Annotated in this window: 17 protein-coding genes; 11 read left to right on the forward strand and 6 right to left on the reverse strand. The window is 72.5% G+C overall.

What is annotated here, in order from left to right; genetic code table 11:
* Positions 1–26: 26 nt before the first annotated feature.
* From FJ694_RS00530 to FJ694_RS00555, 6 genes are all read left to right on the forward strand, one after another.
* Positions 27–269, forward strand: a complete 243-nt coding sequence (locus FJ694_RS00530) for a DUF2281 domain-containing protein (protein ID WP_157263469.1) — start codon at positions 27–29, stop codon at positions 267–269.
* A gap of 3 nt (positions 270–272) precedes the next feature.
* Positions 273–704: a putative toxin-antitoxin system toxin component, PIN family gene (locus tag FJ694_RS00535; RefSeq protein WP_157263470.1), complete on the forward strand. Its 432-nt coding sequence runs from the start codon at positions 273–275 to the stop codon at positions 702–704.
* A 238-nt stretch (positions 705–942) separates the two neighbouring features.
* On the forward strand, positions 943–1,965 hold the full coding sequence (gene ubiU, locus FJ694_RS00540) for a ubiquinone anaerobic biosynthesis protein UbiU (RefSeq protein ID WP_157263471.1): 1,023 nt from the start codon (positions 943–945) through the stop codon (positions 1,963–1,965).
* Between the two features lie 5 nt (positions 1,966–1,970).
* Positions 1,971–2,915 (forward strand): U32 family peptidase, encoded by a 945-nt coding sequence (locus tag FJ694_RS00545; protein ID WP_232539825.1) that lies wholly within the window; start codon positions 1,971–1,973, stop codon positions 2,913–2,915.
* Positions 2,912–3,382 (forward strand): ubiquinone anaerobic biosynthesis accessory factor UbiT, encoded by a 471-nt coding sequence (ubiT, locus tag FJ694_RS36980; protein WP_157263472.1) that lies wholly within the window; start codon positions 2,912–2,914, stop codon positions 3,380–3,382. The genes FJ694_RS00545 and ubiT overlap by 4 nt, the downstream gene beginning before the upstream one ends.
* A 178-nt stretch (positions 3,383–3,560) precedes the next feature.
* Complete coding sequence (locus FJ694_RS00555) at positions 3,561–7,304, forward strand: ribonucleotide reductase barrel domain-containing protein (RefSeq protein WP_157263473.1); 3,744 nt, start codon at positions 3,561–3,563, stop codon at positions 7,302–7,304.
* Between the two features lie 34 nt (positions 7,305–7,338).
* Here FJ694_RS00555 and FJ694_RS00560 read toward each other — a convergent pair whose 3' ends face one another.
* The 5 genes from FJ694_RS00560 to FJ694_RS00580 form a co-directional block, all read right to left on the reverse strand.
* Positions 7,339–8,262 carry an alpha/beta hydrolase gene (locus FJ694_RS00560; protein ID WP_157263474.1) on the reverse strand — a complete coding sequence of 308 codons (924 nt, stop codon included), beginning with the start codon at positions 8,260–8,262 and terminating at the stop codon, positions 7,339–7,341.
* Between the two features lie 9 nt (positions 8,263–8,271).
* Complete coding sequence (locus tag FJ694_RS00565) at positions 8,272–9,036, reverse strand: carbonic anhydrase (protein WP_157263475.1); 765 nt, start codon at positions 9,034–9,036, stop codon at positions 8,272–8,274.
* Positions 9,037–9,165: 129 nt separating this feature from the next.
* Entirely contained in the window at positions 9,166–9,510 is a 345-nt protein-coding gene (locus tag FJ694_RS00570) for a hypothetical protein (protein WP_232539826.1), read from the reverse strand.
* Between the two features lie 115 nt (positions 9,511–9,625).
* Positions 9,626–10,615, reverse strand: a complete 990-nt coding sequence (locus FJ694_RS00575) for an MBL fold metallo-hydrolase (protein WP_157263476.1) — start codon at positions 10,613–10,615, stop codon at positions 9,626–9,628.
* A 68-nt stretch (positions 10,616–10,683) separates the two neighbouring features.
* Entirely contained in the window at positions 10,684–10,905 is a 222-nt protein-coding gene (locus tag FJ694_RS00580) for an oxidoreductase-like domain-containing protein (protein ID WP_157263477.1), read from the reverse strand.
* A gap of 78 nt (positions 10,906–10,983) precedes the next feature.
* Here FJ694_RS00580 and FJ694_RS00585 point away from each other — a divergent pair, with 78 nt between their 5' ends.
* From FJ694_RS00585 to FJ694_RS00595, 3 genes are all read left to right on the forward strand, one after another.
* On the forward strand, positions 10,984–11,571 hold the full coding sequence (locus FJ694_RS00585; protein ID WP_157263478.1) for an IMPACT family protein: 588 nt from the start codon (positions 10,984–10,986) through the stop codon (positions 11,569–11,571).
* A 218-nt stretch (positions 11,572–11,789) separates the two neighbouring features.
* The gene (locus FJ694_RS00590; RefSeq protein WP_157263479.1) at positions 11,790–11,990 is read left to right on the forward strand and encodes a hypothetical protein; all 201 of its coding nucleotides are present in this window, start codon (positions 11,790–11,792) and stop codon (positions 11,988–11,990) included.
* A gap of 62 nt (positions 11,991–12,052) precedes the next feature.
* On the forward strand, positions 12,053–12,604 hold the full coding sequence (locus tag FJ694_RS00595; RefSeq protein WP_157263480.1) for a hypothetical protein: 552 nt from the start codon (positions 12,053–12,055) through the stop codon (positions 12,602–12,604).
* Positions 12,605–12,639: 35 nt separating this feature from the next.
* Here FJ694_RS00595 and FJ694_RS00600 read toward each other — a convergent pair whose 3' ends face one another.
* Positions 12,640–12,933, reverse strand: coding sequence for a hypothetical protein (locus tag FJ694_RS00600; RefSeq protein ID WP_157263481.1), 294 nt, complete (start codon positions 12,931–12,933; stop codon positions 12,640–12,642).
* Positions 12,934–13,043: 110 nt separating this feature from the next.
* Here FJ694_RS00600 and FJ694_RS00605 point away from each other — a divergent pair, with 110 nt between their 5' ends.
* Positions 13,044–14,090 carry a LacI family DNA-binding transcriptional regulator gene (locus tag FJ694_RS00605; RefSeq protein ID WP_157263482.1) on the forward strand — a complete coding sequence of 349 codons (1,047 nt, stop codon included), beginning with the start codon at positions 13,044–13,046 and terminating at the stop codon, positions 14,088–14,090.
* A gap of 144 nt (positions 14,091–14,234) precedes the next feature.
* A complete protein-coding gene (locus tag FJ694_RS00610; RefSeq protein WP_157263483.1) occupies positions 14,235–15,209 on the forward strand; it encodes a Bug family tripartite tricarboxylate transporter substrate binding protein in 975 nt (324 codons plus the stop codon).
* The last annotated feature ends 13 nt before the right edge of the window (positions 15,210–15,222 follow it).

Consider the following 15,222-nt stretch of genomic DNA (forward strand, 5'->3'; position numbering starts at 1 on the left):
CGAATCCGGTCTGGAAAGGCGATGCCATGACTGCCATCGAAATGCAGCTGATCGAGCGGCTGAAAAGCCTGCCGCCCGACCGTGTGGCCGAAGTGCTGGACTTCGTGGAGTTCCTGGCCGCGCGCGAGGAGCGCGCTGCCGCTGCGCAGCGGCTCGGCGAGGGCCTGGCGCGGCTGGACGCGTTGAGTTGTCCGCCGCTGGACGAAGACGACATCGAGGCCGAGATCCAGGCCTTGCGCCAGGAGAAGCGGACCGGCCAGGGCGCCTGACGCGTGCGAGTCGTCCTTGATACGAACCTGCTGGTTTCCGGCGTCATCTCAAGCGGACCGCCACGGCGCTTGATCGATGCTGCGAGAGCCGGCAAGTTGCAGCTTTGCACCAGCGATGTGCTGCTGGCCGAGTTGTTCGACGTGCTGTCGAGAGACAAGTTTGCTGCCCGTTTCCATCAGGCGTGCCTGACACCGCAGGGTGTTGTCGATGACATGCGCCGCATCGCGCTCATCGTCGTGCCTTCGTCCGTGCCCCGTGTGGTGGTGACGGACCCTGACGACGACCACGTCATCGCCGCAGCCGTGGCCGGGCGGGTGGACCTCATCGCTTCCGGCGACAAGCGGGACCTGCTGCCCATGGGAAGTTTTCAAGGCATTCCCATCGTCACGGCCAGTGAAGCCGTGGCACGGCTGCAAGCGCAAGGCTCGATCTGATCCGATCCTTGCCGTCAGCGGCATGCCCGGTACATGACACTGCGCCCGGCAGGCTCACCGCGGGGACGGCGCCACGTGCGCAGCTGTCCTTGCCCTGGTTCAAGGACACGCGCCGCGCCCCGGCCGAGCATGGCGGCCCTTGCAGATGGATCAGCCCATCGAGCGCTCCCTGACCTGCATCAGTCCCTCGCTGCCACCCCTCCAGACAATCCCCGCACCGTTGCCTGACCCGATCCGGATGTCTTCCCTGCCTCCCACAAGAAAACCCGAGCTGGTCGCCCCGGCCGGCTCGCTGCGCGCGCTGCAGCTGGCCGTGGACGCCGGCGCCGATGCCGTCTACATGGGCCTGAAGGACGCGACCAATGCGCGCAACTTCGCCGGCCTCAACTTCGACCTGGCCCAGGCCCGCGAGGGCGTGCGCTACGCCCGCGCGCGCGGCCGCCAGGTCCTGATGGCGCTCAACACCTTCGCCCGCGCCGGCGACGTGCCGCGCTGGTTCCGCGCCGTGGACACGGCCGTGGACATGGGCGCCGATGCGCTCATCTGCGCCGACACCGCGGTGCTGGCCTACGCCCGCAAGACGCATCCGCAGTTGCGCCTGCACCTGAGCGTGCAGGCCTCGGCCACGAGCTACGAGGCCATCGAGTTCTACCGCGAGCGCTACGGCATCCAGCGCGCGGTGCTGCCGCGCGTGCTCACGCTCAGCCACGTCGGGCACCTGGCGCGCCACACCTCGGCCGAGATCGAGGTCTTCGGCTTCGGCAGCCTGTGCGTGATGGTGGAAGGGCGCTGCGCGCTGTCGTCCTACGTCACGGGCCAGTCGCCCAACAACGCCGGCGTGTGCTCGCCGGCCTCGGCCGTGCGCTGGGAGGAGACGCCGCGCGGCGTCGATGCCCGGCTGGGCGGCGTCTTGATCGACCGCTACGCGCCGCACGAGTCGCGCGGCTACCCGACGCTGTGCAAGGGCCGCTTCGACGTGGAGGGGCGGCGCGAGTACGCCATCGAGGAGCCGGTGAGCCTCAACAGCATGGCGCTGCTGCCGCAGCTCATGGCGCTGGGCATCTCGGCCATCAAGCTCGAAGGCCGCCAGCGCAGCGCCAGCTACGTCGAGCAGGTCACGCGCGTGTGGCGCCAGGCCATCGACCGCTGCGCGTCCGACCCCGAGCGCTTCGAGATCCCCGAGCCCTGGGAAGCGACGCTCTCGCGCCACGCCGAGGCCCAGCAGCACACGCTGGGCGCCTACAGCCGGCCCTGGAGGTGAGCGCCGTGACGAACGACAACATCAAGCAACCGCCGCGCACGGTGCTGGTGGTGGGCCCGGTGCTCTACCACTGGACGCGCCAGGCGCTCACCAACTTCTATGCCGACGTGGCCGACTCGCCCGCGGACGCCGTGGTGCTGGGCGAGGTGGTGTGCTCGCGCCGGCGCGAGTACAAGGCCGCCGACTGGTTTTCGCTCGCGCAGGAGCTGCGCCAGGCCGGGAAGGAAGTCGTGCTCGGCACGCAGGCGCTGGTCGAGAGCGAGGCCGAGCTGCGCACGCTGCGCGAGCGCTGCGCGCAGGACGATTTCCTGGTCGAGGCCGGCGACGCCTCGGCGCTGCGCCGGCTGCAGGGCCGGCGTTTCAGCTTGTCGCCGCACGTCAACGTCTACAGCCGCGAGGCGCTGCAGGAGCACGCCGCGCTGGGCGCCGTGCGCTGGGTGCCGCCGGTGGAGCTGGACCTGGCCGCCATCGCGCGCATCAATCCGCCGGGCGATCCGGTCCGGACCCCGCAGGGCGAGGCGGTCGAGACCGAGCTGTTTGCCTTCGGCCGCATGCCGCTGGCCTTCTCGGCGCGCTGCTTCACGGCGCGGCACCTGAAGCTGCCCAAGGACGAGTGCGAGTTCCGCTGCCTGGCCGACCCCGACGGGCTGCTGCTGAAATCCACCGAAGGGCAGGACTTCCTGGTGCTCAACGGCATCCAGACCCAGTCGGCCGGGCTGCAGTGCGTGCTGGACCGCCCTGGGGCGCTGCGCGCCGCGGGCGTGCGCCGGCTGCGCCTGTCGCCCTGCGCCGAAGGCTTCATGGAGGTGCTGCGGCTGCACGAGGCGGTGTTCAACGAAGGCGCCGACGCGGCGCAGGCGCTGGCCGCGCTGCAAGGGCTGGCGCTGCCGGGCGCCCTGGTCAATGGCTATGCGATGGGCCGTCCGGGCCTGGAGTGGACGAGAGCATGAACGTCGAGAACCTGCTGGTGAAACTGCCGCCGATGCCCGAAGGGCTGCGCCGCCTGGTGGCGAAGCTGCCGTGGCAGCCGCCGAGCCTGGCGCTGGCGCTGGGACTGCAGCGGCTGCTGTGGCCGCGGCTGGACGCGTCGCAGCGCCAGGAGCTGGCCGGCGCGGTGGTGGAGGTGGAGGTCAGCGACCTGGCGCTGCGCAGCCGGGTCTGGATCGCCCCGGGCGGCGGCTTCGCGGTGGCGCCTTCGGGCGTGCAGCCGCGCGTGCGCATCCGCGCCCGCGCCGCGGACTACCTGCGGCTGCTGCGCGGCCAGGAGGACCCGGACCGGCTCTTCTTCGAGCGCGCGCTGGTGATCGAGGGCGACACCGAGTACGCGCTGCTGCTCAAGAACACGCTCGATGCCGTGGGCCCGCTGCAGCTCGACGCGGCGGCGCTGCTGCGCCCGGGCTTCCTGGCCAAGTCCTGAGCCTGAAGGCCCGCCTGGCCGGGCCTTCCCGACCCTTTTTCCGTCATGGCAAGGCGCCGTTGCGCCTTGCGCAACGGGCACGACGGCTGCCGCCCACACGGGCGTGCCAGCCGGGATACTGCCCGCCACCTGGTACCCGGCCCGCGCCGCGGCGCGGGCCCGCATGGGAGTTGTTGCGATGAGCGAATCCATCCTCGGTCCGGCCACGGTCGTCAACTTGCCGGCGCAGCCCATCAGCGCCGAAGTGCTGCTGGAGAAGTACGCCAAGGACGGCGAGCGCAGCGTGGACGAGGTGCGCGCCCGCGTGGCGCGCGCCCTGGCCGCGGTGGAGGCGCCGGAGGCGCGCGCGCAGTGGGAGCAGCGCTTCCTCGACGCGCAGCGCCGCGGCTTCGTGCCGGCCGGGCGCATCAACTCCGCCGCCGGCACGGACCTGAGCGCCACGCTCATCAACTGCTTCGTGCAGCCGGTGGGCGACTCCATCGCCGTGGCCGAGGATGGTTTCCCGGGCATCTACACCGCCCTGACCGAGGCGGCCGAGACCATGCGCCGCGGCGGCGGCGTGGGCTACGACTTCTCGCGCATCCGCCCGTCGGGCGCGTGGGTGGCGAGCACGCGCAGCAACGCCTCCGGGCCGGTGAGCTACATGCGCGTCTTCGACCGCAGCTGCGAGACGGTGGAGAGCGCCGGCAGCCGCCGCGGCGCGCAGATGGGCGTGCTGCGCTGCGACCACCCCGACATCGAAGCCTTCATTCACGCCAAGGACGAAGGGGACCTCAGGAACTTCAACATCTCCGTGGGCGTGACCGATGCCTTCATGCAGGCCGTGGTCGAGGACAAGGAGGTGGAACTGGTGCACCGCGCCGAGCCCGGTGAGAAGCTGAAAGATGCCGGCGCCTACCGCCGCGGCGACGGGCAGTGGGTGTACCGCAAGCTCCCGGCGCGCGCGCTGTGGGACCAGATCATGCGCAGCACCTACGACCACGCCGAGCCCGGCGTGCTGTTCCTGGACCGCATCAACACCGACAACAACCTGGGGTACTGCGAGACGATCGCGGCGACGAATCCGTGCGTGACGGCGGATACGCGGCTGGCGACGCAGTACGGCCTGGTGCCCATCGGCGAGCTGCACGCGGCGCAGGTGCCGCTGCAGGTGACGGTGGACCGGCGTGCGCTGGGCGCCGAGAGCCAGGCACGCGGCACTGAGGTGCGTCCCGCCGTGCGGGCCTTCATGACGGCGCGCGATGCCGAGGTGTTCCGCGTCGAGACTGAAGATGGCTACGAGATCAAGGCCACGGCATGGCACGAGCTCTACACCGCGCGCGGCAAGCTCAAGTTGCAGGACCTGCATCTTGGCGATGAGCTGTGGGTGCAGGCGGGCAAGGGGCAGTTCGGCACGCAGGGCAATGAGGATTTCGGCGTGAAGCTCTCGCAGCCGGCTGCAACACAAGTCCCTGAAGAGATTTGGCGTGGCAATGAAGCTTGTGTGCGCGGCTATTTGCGAGCGCAGTTCCAGTTGGGCGCAGCCGTTGATGCCGGTGCCGATACCTGTTCGATACGGCTGGCTTCGGCGCACCGCCCGTATCTGCAGCAGATTCAAGTGCTGCTGGCGAACCAGGGCATTTTCAGCACCATCCTTTCAGATCAGGGTAGCAATGCGGCCCATGTGCTGAGCCTGAAGGAAGAGTCACGTGACGTGTTCATGCGTGACATCGGCTTTCTGCTGGAGGAGCAGAACAGGAAGTACCAAACCTGGTCGAAAGGCCGCGAGCCCGGTGCGATACAGCGCTTCACCACCCGCATCACCCGCATCGAATCCATCGGCCGGCAGCCGGTGTTCGACACCACGCAGCCCGACCACAACACCGTCGTCTTCAACGGCCTGGTCAGCGGGCAATGCGCTGAGCAGCCCTTGCCCTCCTACGGCTGCTGCTGCCTCGGCAGCGTCTCGCTGACGAACTTCGTGCTCGACCCGTTCACGCCGCGGGCGCGTTTCGACGAGGCCGCCTTTGCCGAGGTGTGCGCCGTGGCCACGCGCATGCTCGACAACGTGCTCGACGTCACCGTCTGGCCGCTGCCGCAGCAGGCGCAGGAGGCGGCCAGCAAGCGCCGCGTCGGCCTGGGCTTCACGGGCCTGGGCGACGCGCTGGCCATGCTGAACCTGCGCTACGACGAGGAGGACGCGCGGGCCATGGCGCGGCGCATCAGCGAGGTGATGCGCGACGCGGCCTACGGCGCCTCGGTGGACCTGGCCCGCGAGCGCGGCGCCTTCCCCCTCTTCAATGCCGACCTGTACCTGCGCAAGGGCAGCTTCGCCTCGCGCCTGCCCGCGGCATTGAAGGAGCGCATCCGCACCCATGGCCTGCGCAACTCGCACCTGCTGTCCATCGCCCCGACCGGCACCATCAGCCTGGCCTTTGCCGACAACGCCAGCAACGGCATCGAGCCACCCTTCAGCTGGAGCTACACGCGCAAGAAGCGCATGCCCGACGGCGGCTTCAAGGAGTACGCGGTCGAGGACCACGCCTGGCGCCTGTTCCGCCACCTGCACGGCACGGAAGCGCCGCTGCCGCGCGCCTTCGTCACCGCGCTGGAGATGAGCGCCGAGAGCCATGCCGCCATGGTCGCGGCCGTGGCGCCGTACATCGACACCGCCATCAGCAAGACCGTCAACGTCCCGGCCGACTATCCCTACGAGGAGTTCCAGGGCCTGTACATGACGGCTTGGAAGTCGGGCCTGAAGGGCCTGGCCACCTACCGGCCCAACAGCGTGCTCGGCTCGGTGCTGAGCGTCGCCGCGCCGGCGGCCGCCAAGCCCGAGCCGCTGCTGGGCGACGCGGGCATGAACCAGCGCTTGCGCCTGGAGCGGCTGCCCGCGCCGGTGCTGGCCTCGCTGCGCTGGCCGGGGCGCCCGGAGCTGCCCGCGGGCAACCCGTCGTGGAGCTTCATGATCAAGCACCCGCACGGCGAGTTCGCCCTGTTCGTGGGCGAGCTGCCCGCGGAAGGGCCGGGGCTGGGCCTCTTCGGCAAGACGCTGCCCTTCGAGGTCTGGGTCAACGGCGCGGAGCAGCCGCGCGGCCTCGCCGCCCTGGCCAAGACGCTGTCCATGGACATGCGCGCCAACGACGCGGCCTGGCTCAAGTTGAAGCTCGATGCGCTGGCCACGGTGGCGGAGGAGCGCGCCTTCGAGATGCCGTTCCCGCCGCATGGCGAGAAGCGCCTCTTTCCCGGCGTGGTCGCCGCCACCGCGGCCGTGATCCGCTGGCGCTGCGAGCAGCTGGGCGCCCTGGGCGAGGCGGCCGAGTCCGGCCCCACGCCCGTGCTCGACGCCATGTTCAGCCGCGAGGAGCCGCGCACCGGCACCTCCGGCACGCTGGCCTGGGCCGTGGACGTGGACAACCCCGCCACCGGCGAGTCCTTCACGCTCACGCTCAAGGAAGTCACGCTGGCGGCGCGCGACGGGGACGGCGGGGCGGTGACGCGGCCCTGCGCCGTGGGTTTCGCGGGCAACTACCCGCGCGCGCTCGACGGCCTGGCGCGGCTGCTGTCGCTGGACATGCGGGTGCTCGACCCGGCCTGGATCGGCATGAAGCTGCGCAAGCTGCTCAACGTGGGCGAGCCGCTGGGCCACTTCATGGCGCCGGTGCCGGGCGAGCGCCGGCAGCAGGTGTGGCCCAGCACGGTGGCCTACATCGCCCGATTGATCATCCACCGCTACGCCATGCTGGGGCTGCTCGACGAGTCGGGGCTGCCGACGCGCGAGATGGGCATCCTGGCCACGCCCGCGCCCACGCGTGCCGACAGCGGCGCCACGGTCGCACCCATGGCCGGCAAGCCCTGCCCGGAATGCGGCAACGCCACCGTCATCCACAAGGACGGCTGCGACTTCTGCACCGCCTGCGGCTACGTGGGGGTGTGCGGGTAAGGAGGGCGGGCGGGCAGCGTGGCGCGCCGGCTGCTCAGGGCCGGCACGCGTCCCGCGGCGCGGTGGAGCCGCCGTGCACCGGGTCGTCGCTGTGCAGCCAGTCCGCCACCGCCTGCCAGAAGGGTTCGGACTGCGCCGGCTCCAGCGGCGCGTCGTGGGGCAGCCGATCCAGCGCCAGCAGGCGCCGCGGCGCGGTCGCGGCGCGGCACAGCCGCAGCGCGTCGTCGAACGGGACGACCTCGTCGTCGCGGCCGTGCACGATCAGCAGCGGCAGCGTCACCTCGGCAATGCGCTGCTCGTTGTTCCACAGGTCCGGCAGCACCCAGGCGGCCCAGTGCGGCACCAGCCCGGTCACCACGGCCATCTCGCGCGCCGAGGCGAAGCCCCCGCCGATGACCAGCCCCCGCGGCGGTGGCTGCAGCTGCGGCGCCGCGTCCAGCAGCACCGCCGAGCCCAGCGAGAAGCCCAGCGCGAAGCGGGCGCCGGACTGCGGCGTCAATGCCACGAAGCGCTCCCAGGCCGCGAGCGCGTCCTGGCGCAGCCGCGCCAGCGTCGGGCGGCCGGTGCTGGCGCCGTAGCCGGTGTAGTCGAACACCAGCGAGGCGATGCCGGCCTCATGCAGCCGCGCCTGCACGCCGGCCCAGCGCGAGATGTCCTCGCCGTCGCCGTGGAAGATCAGCAGCGCCGGCGCGCGCGCATCCTCCACCGGCACCCACGAGCCCTGCAGCCGCCGGTCGGCGCTGGCGATCTGCAGCCGCTGCGAGGGCACGCCCAGCGAGTCGGGGCGCAGCGAGCCGGGCGCGGGCGTGTCGAAGGCCATCCATTCCACGGCCACGAAGACCAGGCTGCGCAGCAGCACCATCAGCGCGGCGGCGCCCAGCAGCAGCGCGAAGGCGCGCGCGCCGCGCCGGTGGAGGCGGCGCCGGCGTGCCGGGGCCGGCGCGGGGGAGGGCTGCATGGAGGGACACTACTCGACGAAGAAATCCACTTTGCCATCGTCGAGGTCGTAGCGCGCCCCCACGACGCGCAGCCGGCCGCCGCGCTGCGGCTCGATCAGGGAGGGTTCCGACTCGCGCAGCCGCAGCACCGTGCGGCGCACGTTCTCGCGCACGGCCAGGTCCAGCAGCTCGTCGTCCTTGCCGCCGGCGCTGCGCGCCTTGAGCACGGCCGGGATGATGGGCTCGATCATCTGGCCGATGCTGCCGGGAAAGGTGGCGTTCTTCTGCACCACCGACACCGCGGCGTCCACCGCGCCGCAGCGCTCGTGGCCCATCACCAGGATCAGCGGCGCGCCCAGCACCTGCACGGCGTACTGGATGCTGCCCAGCGCCACGGTGTCCACGGTGTTGCCGGCGTTGCGCACGATGAACAGCTCGCCCAGCCCGGCGCCGAACAGCAGCTCCGGCGGCACGCGGCTGTCGGAGCAGCTCACCAGCACCGCGAAGGGCGTCTGGCTGCGCGCGAGCTCCAGGCGGCGCGAGGCGTGGTCGGGCGGGTCGGGCGGCAGCCGGTCGGCCAGGAAGTTGGCATTGCCCTGCTTGAGCCGCTCCAGCGCCTGTGCCGCGGTCAGGCTGGTGCGCCGGCCCTCGGCGGCGCGGGCGGGCAGCGTGGGCAGCGCGGGCAGAGCCGCCACGCCGCAGCAGGCGCAGGCGCGGCGGAAGAAGCCGCGCCGGGACAGCGGCAGCGGTGCGGGCACGGCCGCGGGCGGGCGGGTGCGAGGGGAGTTCGTCATGACTGCAAGGCTCCTGTGCGGGGCCGCCCGGACGGCGGCGGGCGCCCAGTCTGGGAGCGCCGTGCAGCGCGGGCCAGCCAAGACAGCGGCAGGGGCAGTGCCTTGCGCGCCGGCGCCGCGCGCGCCCGGTCAGCGGTTCGGCGCGGCGGGCTGCGCGCCGGGGCGCCGGCCCGTGCCGCCGCGGTGCGTGTCCGCGGCCCGGGGCGGGGACTGCGGCTGCTCGTCGGCGTCGCCGCAGTCCGGGTCGTTCTTGCGCGCCCCGCGCAGGTTGAGCCCGAACAGGCCCAGCTGCAGCACCATCAGCGCCCAGGCCTGGGTGTGCCAGCCCCAGGCCAGCCACAGCAGGTTGCTCACGATGAAGAGCCAGAAGCCCCAGTTGCGCTTGCGCTTGCGCTGGGAGCCCACCATCCAGGAGGCGATCAGGGTGGCGGCCATGGCGGGCCATTGCAGGGCGTCGATGAAGGCTTCGGGCATGGGCGAAAGGGCCGGCGCCGGGCCGGACTCACGGGAGACGAGGGCCGCGTGCCCGGGCTGCGGGCCACGCGGGATGCCGGGAGTCAGGGCAGGCTGCGTGCCGGTCCGCGCCGGGCTACTTCGCCCCCGAAGCCGCTGCCGCCGCAGGTGCCGGCGGGATCAGGCTGCTGTAGTTGATCGGCTGCCACTCGTAGCCCTTGCCCGCGGCGCGCAGCCGTCCCAGCCCGGGGAAGGAGAGGTGGGCGCCGGCGATCCAGGTGCCCTGGCGCGCGGCGTCGGCCATGACCTTGCGCCGCTGCGGCGCGGCGGCCTTGGGTTCGACGTCGAACAGGATGGTCGTGTCCGGGGCGGCCATCTGCACCGGGGCGGCGTGCATCAGGTCGCCCCAGGCCAGCAGCTGCTGGCCCTGGCTGCGCAGCAGGAAGCCGTAGTGCCCGGGCGTGTGGCCCGGCAGCGGCACGGCCTGGATGCCGGGCACGACTTCGGGCGCGCCTTCGAGGGGCTGGAACTTGCCGGCGTCGATGTAGGGCTGTAGCGCGGCGCGCGCGGCGTCGAAGAAGCTCTTCATCTCCTGCGGCGCCTTGGCCTGGTTGGCGGCATCGAGCCAGAACTCGGCATCGGCGCGGCCGGCGCGCACCACGGCGTTGGGGAAGGCGCGCTGGCCGTCGAGCATGAGCCCGCCGACGTGGTCCGGGTGCAGGTGGGTGATGTAGACCTCGTCCACCTGCTCGGGCTGGTAGCCCGCGGCGCGCAGGTTGGCCATGAGCTTGCCCAGCGTGGGGCCGAAGTTGCCGGCCGCGCCGACGTCGATGAGCACCAGCTTCGTGCCGGTGTTGACCAGGAAACCATTGAAGGAGGTTTCGGCCGGCAGCGCCAGGCGCGCCTGCGCGAAGCGCTCGCGGGTGTGCTGCGGGCGGCCGTGCAGCAGCTGGTCCATGGGCAGCGCCAGGGTGCCGTCGGACAGCGCCGTGATCTCGAAGTCGCCCAGCATCATGCGGTGCCAGCCGGGTGCCTGCGTCTTGAGTTGCAGCGCGGCGGCCTGGGCCGGGGTGCCCAGGGCGATCAGGGAGGCGGCGGCCAGGCCGCCGAGCAGGGAACGCAGCATCGTGGAGCCCTCAACGGGAAGTCGCGAGGCGGCCAGCATAGGGCGCCGCGCGGGGCCCGGGCTGCGGCTCAGGCCGCGGCGTCCTCCAGCCGCCACTGCGACTCTTCCCACCAGTAGCCCGCGGCGTCGTAGAAGCCGTCCCAGACGCAGCCGTTGCAGCCGCGGCCGCAGCAGGTGGTGGGCTCCTCGGGCGGCGGGGGCAGGTCCACGCCCAGCGTCCGGGCGCGCTGCTGCAGGTGGGCGAAAAGGGCGCGCGCGGTGTCGCGGTCGGTGAAGAGGTCGCGGCTCAAGGGAAGACTCCGTGGGGCAGGGCGTGATTGTCGGCCGGCTCGGCCCGGGGCCCCGCCGGGACGCCGACAATCCCGCCCATGCCCGTCACCCTTGCCGCCGCCTGCCACAGCGAGTTGCTGATCCAGAAGAGCCGCTTCATCGGCTGCGTCGAGCCCGTGCCCGACCGCGCCGCGGCGCTGGCGCGCGTGGCCGGGCTGCGCGCGCAGCATCCCACGGCCACGCACGTGTGCTGGGCGCTGCTGGCCGGCGGGCAGTCGGCGGCGGTGGACGACGGCGAGCCCGGCGGCACCGCCGGGCGCCCGATGCTGGAGGTGCTGCGCCGCCAGCAGCTCGACGGCGTGCTCGCCACCGTGGTGCGCTACTTCGGCGGCGTGAAGCTGGGTGCCGGCGGCCTGGTGCGTGCCTACACCGACAGCGTGGCGCAGGCGCTGCTGCAGGCCGAGAAGGTGCCGCTGCGGCGGCTGCAGGCCCTGCGCTGCAGCGTGCCCTACGCGCTCGAAGGCCTGCTGCGCCGCGAGATCGAGGCCGCCGGCTTCACGCTGGGCGACGTGGCCCACGGCAGCGTGGTGACGCTGGCCTTCAGCGGGCCCGAGGACCAGGCCGGCGCCTTCGTGGCCCGGCTCAACGAGCTGGGGCAGGGCAAGGTGGGCTGGCTCAAGGACTAGCCGCCGCGGCGGCATGGCCGCCGTGAACTATTCGGCACATCCCGGCCGCGCGCCGCGCCGCCGTGGCGCGGCCCCTACAGATCGGATTGCCCGACGACAGGCGCAGGCCGTCCACTGCCGGGTTTCGACGCGCGGCGGTTTCCTCCTGCATTCCTGCACGGCACTGCGCCGGCGGCCCGGGAGACCGGCCGGGCGACGGTTTTCCTCAGGAGGGATGAATGAACACACCAAGACCGGCCAAGCCCTGGTGCGCCGCTGCCGCCGCGCTGGCGCTGGCGCTGCTGGGCGCCGGCTGCGGCGGCGGCAGCGACGCCCCGGCCGAGGGCCGCGAGACGGCCGCCGCGGTCACCGCCGCGGCGCTGCCGCCCCTGGTCTTCGACAAGACCACGACCACCTGGGACAAAGCCACCTGGCAATGAGCAGGCGAGCGCCCGTCGCGGCGCCCGTGCTCCCCGTCCTTTTCAACATCCCGAGATCTCCCATGCGCAAGCCGCTCGTCGCCCTGTCCCTGTCGCTGGCCGCCTCCTGGGCCGCGGCCCAGGTCACGCTGCCCTACACCTTCAAGCCCGGCATGCCGGCCAAGGCGGCCGAGATCAATGCCGACCTGCAGGCCCTGGCCACGGCCATCAACGGCCTCAATGCGCGCGTCCAGAAGCTGGAAGGCACGATCACCGCGGCCGACTTGGCGGGCACCTACGCGGTCAACCAGTTCCAGACCGAGATCGGCGGCAACCCGGGGGCGCGGGTGGCGGCCTACACCGGCCGGGGCACGCTGACGCTGGCTGCCAACGGCACCGGCACGCTCAAGGGCAACACGGAAGTGGGCAGCCAGCTCAACCTGCCTTCGCTGTCACGCAGCACCCGCAACCATCCCCAGCCCCAGGAAAGCTTCAAGTGGAGCTACGCCAGCGGCGCGCTGACGATCTGGGGCATGCCGGCCACGGTGGTGGCCGGTGGCCGGCTGCTGGTGATCACCACGGCCGGCACGGACGACGGCACCAACGCGATCGTGCTGCTGACGCGCCTGAAGTAAGCGCGCCCGCCGGGCCGCGCGGCCCGGCTACAGCCTCAGTACTGCCCGCGGCGCGATTCCTCGGTGTGGCCTTGCCGGTCCGCGCCGCCGGTGCCCGAGCGCATCGGCGGGCCCTTGGGCTCGCCCGCGCCGGGTGTGCCGGCCGCGCCGCCCACGTGCGCCTCGGCCAGCCAGTCCGAGCTTTGCGTGGTGCCATCGCCGCCGCCGCTGGCCTGCGCGGTGTTGCCCACCGAGGTCGTGCTGTCGGGTACGGCTTTCCCCGACGGGCCGGGCGTGCCGTTGGGCGGCGTCTCGCGGGGCGGATTGGCGAGGGTGTCGGACTTGATCATGGTGGTACTCCTGTTGAGCTTTCGGGCGGCAAGCCCCGTGCCGCGCTGAATCCCGGGCCGGTGCCTGGTAGCGCTGCCATCGGAAGTCGCCGGCGGCGCACAATCGGGCCATGAACGACGACGCCCCTCCCGTGGACACGCCTTCCACCCCGCGCCGGCGCCGCGGCGGCGGGGGCATCACGCTGAACGACGTGGCCCGCATCGCGGGCGTGGCGCCGATCACCGCCTCGCGCGCGCTCAACACGCCGGCGCAGGTGTCGCCGCAGGTGCTGCAGCGCGTGCGCGAGGCGGTGCAGCGCACCGGCTACGTGCCGAACCTGCTCGCCGGCGCGCTGGCCTCGCGGCGCAGCCGGCTGGTCGCGGCCGTCGTGCCCAGCATCGCCGCGCCGGTGTTCCTGGAGACGATGCAGGCGCTGACCGAGGCGCTGGCCGCGCAGGGCTACCAGCTCATGCTGGGCCAGGGCGGCTACGACGGGGCACGCGAGGACGAACTGCTGGAGTCCATCCTCGGCCGCCGCCCCGACGGCCTGGTGCTCACCGGCGTGATGCACTCGGCCCAGGGCCGCCGGCGCCTGCTCGCCAGCGGGCTGCCGGTGGTCGAGACCTGGGATTTCACGAGCACGCCCATCGACATGCTGGTGGGCTTCTCGCACGAGGCCGCCGCCGCGGCGATGGCCGACCACCTCTTCGAGCGCGGCCACCGCCGCCTGGCGGTGCTGGGCGGCGACGACGCGCGCGCGCTGCGGCGCCAGAAGGGGTTCATCGACCGGGCCCGGGCCCTGGGCTGCGCGGCCGTGCCGGCGCTGGCGCTGCCCGCGCCCACCGGCGTGCCCGAAGGCCGCGCCGGGCTCAGCCGGCTGCTGGAGCAGGCACCGGACACCCGGGCCGTGTTCTGCGCGTCGGACGCGCTGGCGCTGGGGGCGCTGGCCGAGGCGCAATCCCGGGGTCTGCGCGTGCCCACCGACCTGGCGCTGGCCGGCTTTGGCGACATGCCCTTCGCCGCCTCGCTGTGCCCGGCGCTGTCCACCGTGCGCATCGACGGCACGGCCATCGGCCGCCACGCGGCGCGCTTCATCGTCGAGCGCGTGGAAGGGCGCGAGGTCGGCGACAAGGTCATCGACGTGGGCTTCAGCGTCATCCAGCGCGACAGCACCTGAAGCGCCCGCAATCCCTGGACAAGACCCCGCGCGCGGGTTAACCCGGGATGTGAAGTGCATCGGTAGCGCTACCATCGCGCCTGTTTTTGGTAGCGCTACCGTGGCGATGGGCCGGGGTGGCCCCTGACCCGAAGGACAACTGTCATGACGTTCCCGCGCCGCTCCCTTCTCGTCCTGGCCCTGGCGGCTGCCGCGTGCGGCGGCGCGCAGGCGCAGGCCTGGCCCGCGAAGCCGATCACCTGGGTCGTGCCCTTCGCCCCGGGTGGCTCGACCGACGTGGTGGCGCGCGTCGTGGCGCAGGGGCTGCAGACAGCCTTGAAGCAGACGGTGGTGGTGGACAACCGCGCCGGCGCGGGCGGCGTCATCGGCGTCACGGCGGTGGCCAAGGCGCCGGCGGACGGCTACACGCTCATCGGCGGCACCATCAGCACGCACGCCATCAACGCCACGCTCTACAAGAGCCTGCCCTACGACCCGGTGAAGGACTTCGAGCCGGTGTCGCTCATCGCCTTCGTGCCCAACGCGCTGATGGTGAATCCGGCGCTGGGCGTGAACTCGGTGCAGGAGCTGCTCGCCTGGATCAAGGCGCATCCCAAGGAGGCGTCCTACGCCTCGTCGGGCGCGGGCACGTCCACGCACCTGACCGGCGCGCTGCTGGCCGACACGCTGGGCGTGCCGATGATGCACGTGCCCTACAAGGGCAGCCCGCAGGCGCTGCAGGACGTGGTGGCGGGCAACGTGCCGTTCCTGTTCGACCAGCTCACCGCCGGCCTGCCGCTGGCCAAGGGCGGCAAGCTGAAGGTGCTGGCCGTGACCTCGCAGAAGCGCAACGTGCTCGCGCCCGACGTGCCGACCATGGCCGAGGCCGGCATGCCGGGCTTCAACCTGGTGTCGTGGCAGGCGGTGTATGCCCCGAAGGGCACGCCCAGGGACGTGGTGCAGCGCCTGAGCGCCGAGATCTCCAGGGTGCTGCAGCAGCCCGAGGTGAAGTCCAAGCTGGAGCAGCAGTTCGGCATGGAGGTCGTCGGCGGCGGCCCCGAGCAGCTCGCTGCGCTGATGCGCACCGACATCCCGCGCCTGGGCGCGCTGGTGAAGAAGACCGGCGCCTCGGCCGAGTGACGCAATCCATTCC

This window comes from Azohydromonas aeria, assembly GCF_009760915.1.
Classification (GTDB): domain Bacteria; phylum Pseudomonadota; class Gammaproteobacteria; order Burkholderiales; family Burkholderiaceae_C; genus Azohydromonas; species Azohydromonas aeria.

What these genes read in the sequence shown, in the direction of transcription:
- FJ694_RS00530 (WP_157263469.1), top strand. Translation starts at nt 27, where the DNA reads ATGACTGCCATCGAAATGCAGCTGATCGAGCGGCTGAAAAGCCTGCCG.
- ubiU (WP_157263471.1), top strand. Translation starts at nt 943, where the DNA reads ATGTCTTCCCTGCCTCCCACAAGAAAACCCGAGCTGGTCGCCCCGGCC.
- ubiT (WP_157263472.1), top strand. Translation starts at nt 2,912, where the DNA reads ATGAACGTCGAGAACCTGCTGGTGAAACTGCCGCCGATGCCCGAAGGG.
- FJ694_RS00555 (WP_157263473.1), top strand. Translation starts at nt 3,561, where the DNA reads ATGAGCGAATCCATCCTCGGTCCGGCCACGGTCGTCAACTTGCCGGCG.
- FJ694_RS00560 (WP_157263474.1), bottom strand. Translation starts at nt 8,262, where the DNA reads ATGCAGCCCTCCCCCGCGCCGGCCCCGGCACGCCGGCGCCGCCTCCAC.
- FJ694_RS00565 (WP_157263475.1), bottom strand. Translation starts at nt 9,036, where the DNA reads ATGACGAACTCCCCTCGCACCCGCCCGCCCGCGGCCGTGCCCGCACCG.
- FJ694_RS00570 (WP_232539826.1), bottom strand. Translation starts at nt 9,510, where the DNA reads ATGCCCGAAGCCTTCATCGACGCCCTGCAATGGCCCGCCATGGCCGCC.
- FJ694_RS00575 (WP_157263476.1), bottom strand. Translation starts at nt 10,615, where the DNA reads ATGCTGCGTTCCCTGCTCGGCGGCCTGGCCGCCGCCTCCCTGATCGCC.
- FJ694_RS00585 (WP_157263478.1), top strand. Translation starts at nt 10,984, where the DNA reads ATGCCCGTCACCCTTGCCGCCGCCTGCCACAGCGAGTTGCTGATCCAG.
- FJ694_RS00590 (WP_157263479.1), top strand. Translation starts at nt 11,790, where the DNA reads ATGAACACACCAAGACCGGCCAAGCCCTGGTGCGCCGCTGCCGCCGCG.
- FJ694_RS00595 (WP_157263480.1), top strand. Translation starts at nt 12,053, where the DNA reads ATGCGCAAGCCGCTCGTCGCCCTGTCCCTGTCGCTGGCCGCCTCCTGG.
- FJ694_RS00600 (WP_157263481.1), bottom strand. Translation starts at nt 12,933, where the DNA reads ATGATCAAGTCCGACACCCTCGCCAATCCGCCCCGCGAGACGCCGCCC.
- FJ694_RS00605 (WP_157263482.1), top strand. Translation starts at nt 13,044, where the DNA reads ATGAACGACGACGCCCCTCCCGTGGACACGCCTTCCACCCCGCGCCGG.
- FJ694_RS00610 (WP_157263483.1), top strand. Translation starts at nt 14,235, where the DNA reads ATGACGTTCCCGCGCCGCTCCCTTCTCGTCCTGGCCCTGGCGGCTGCC.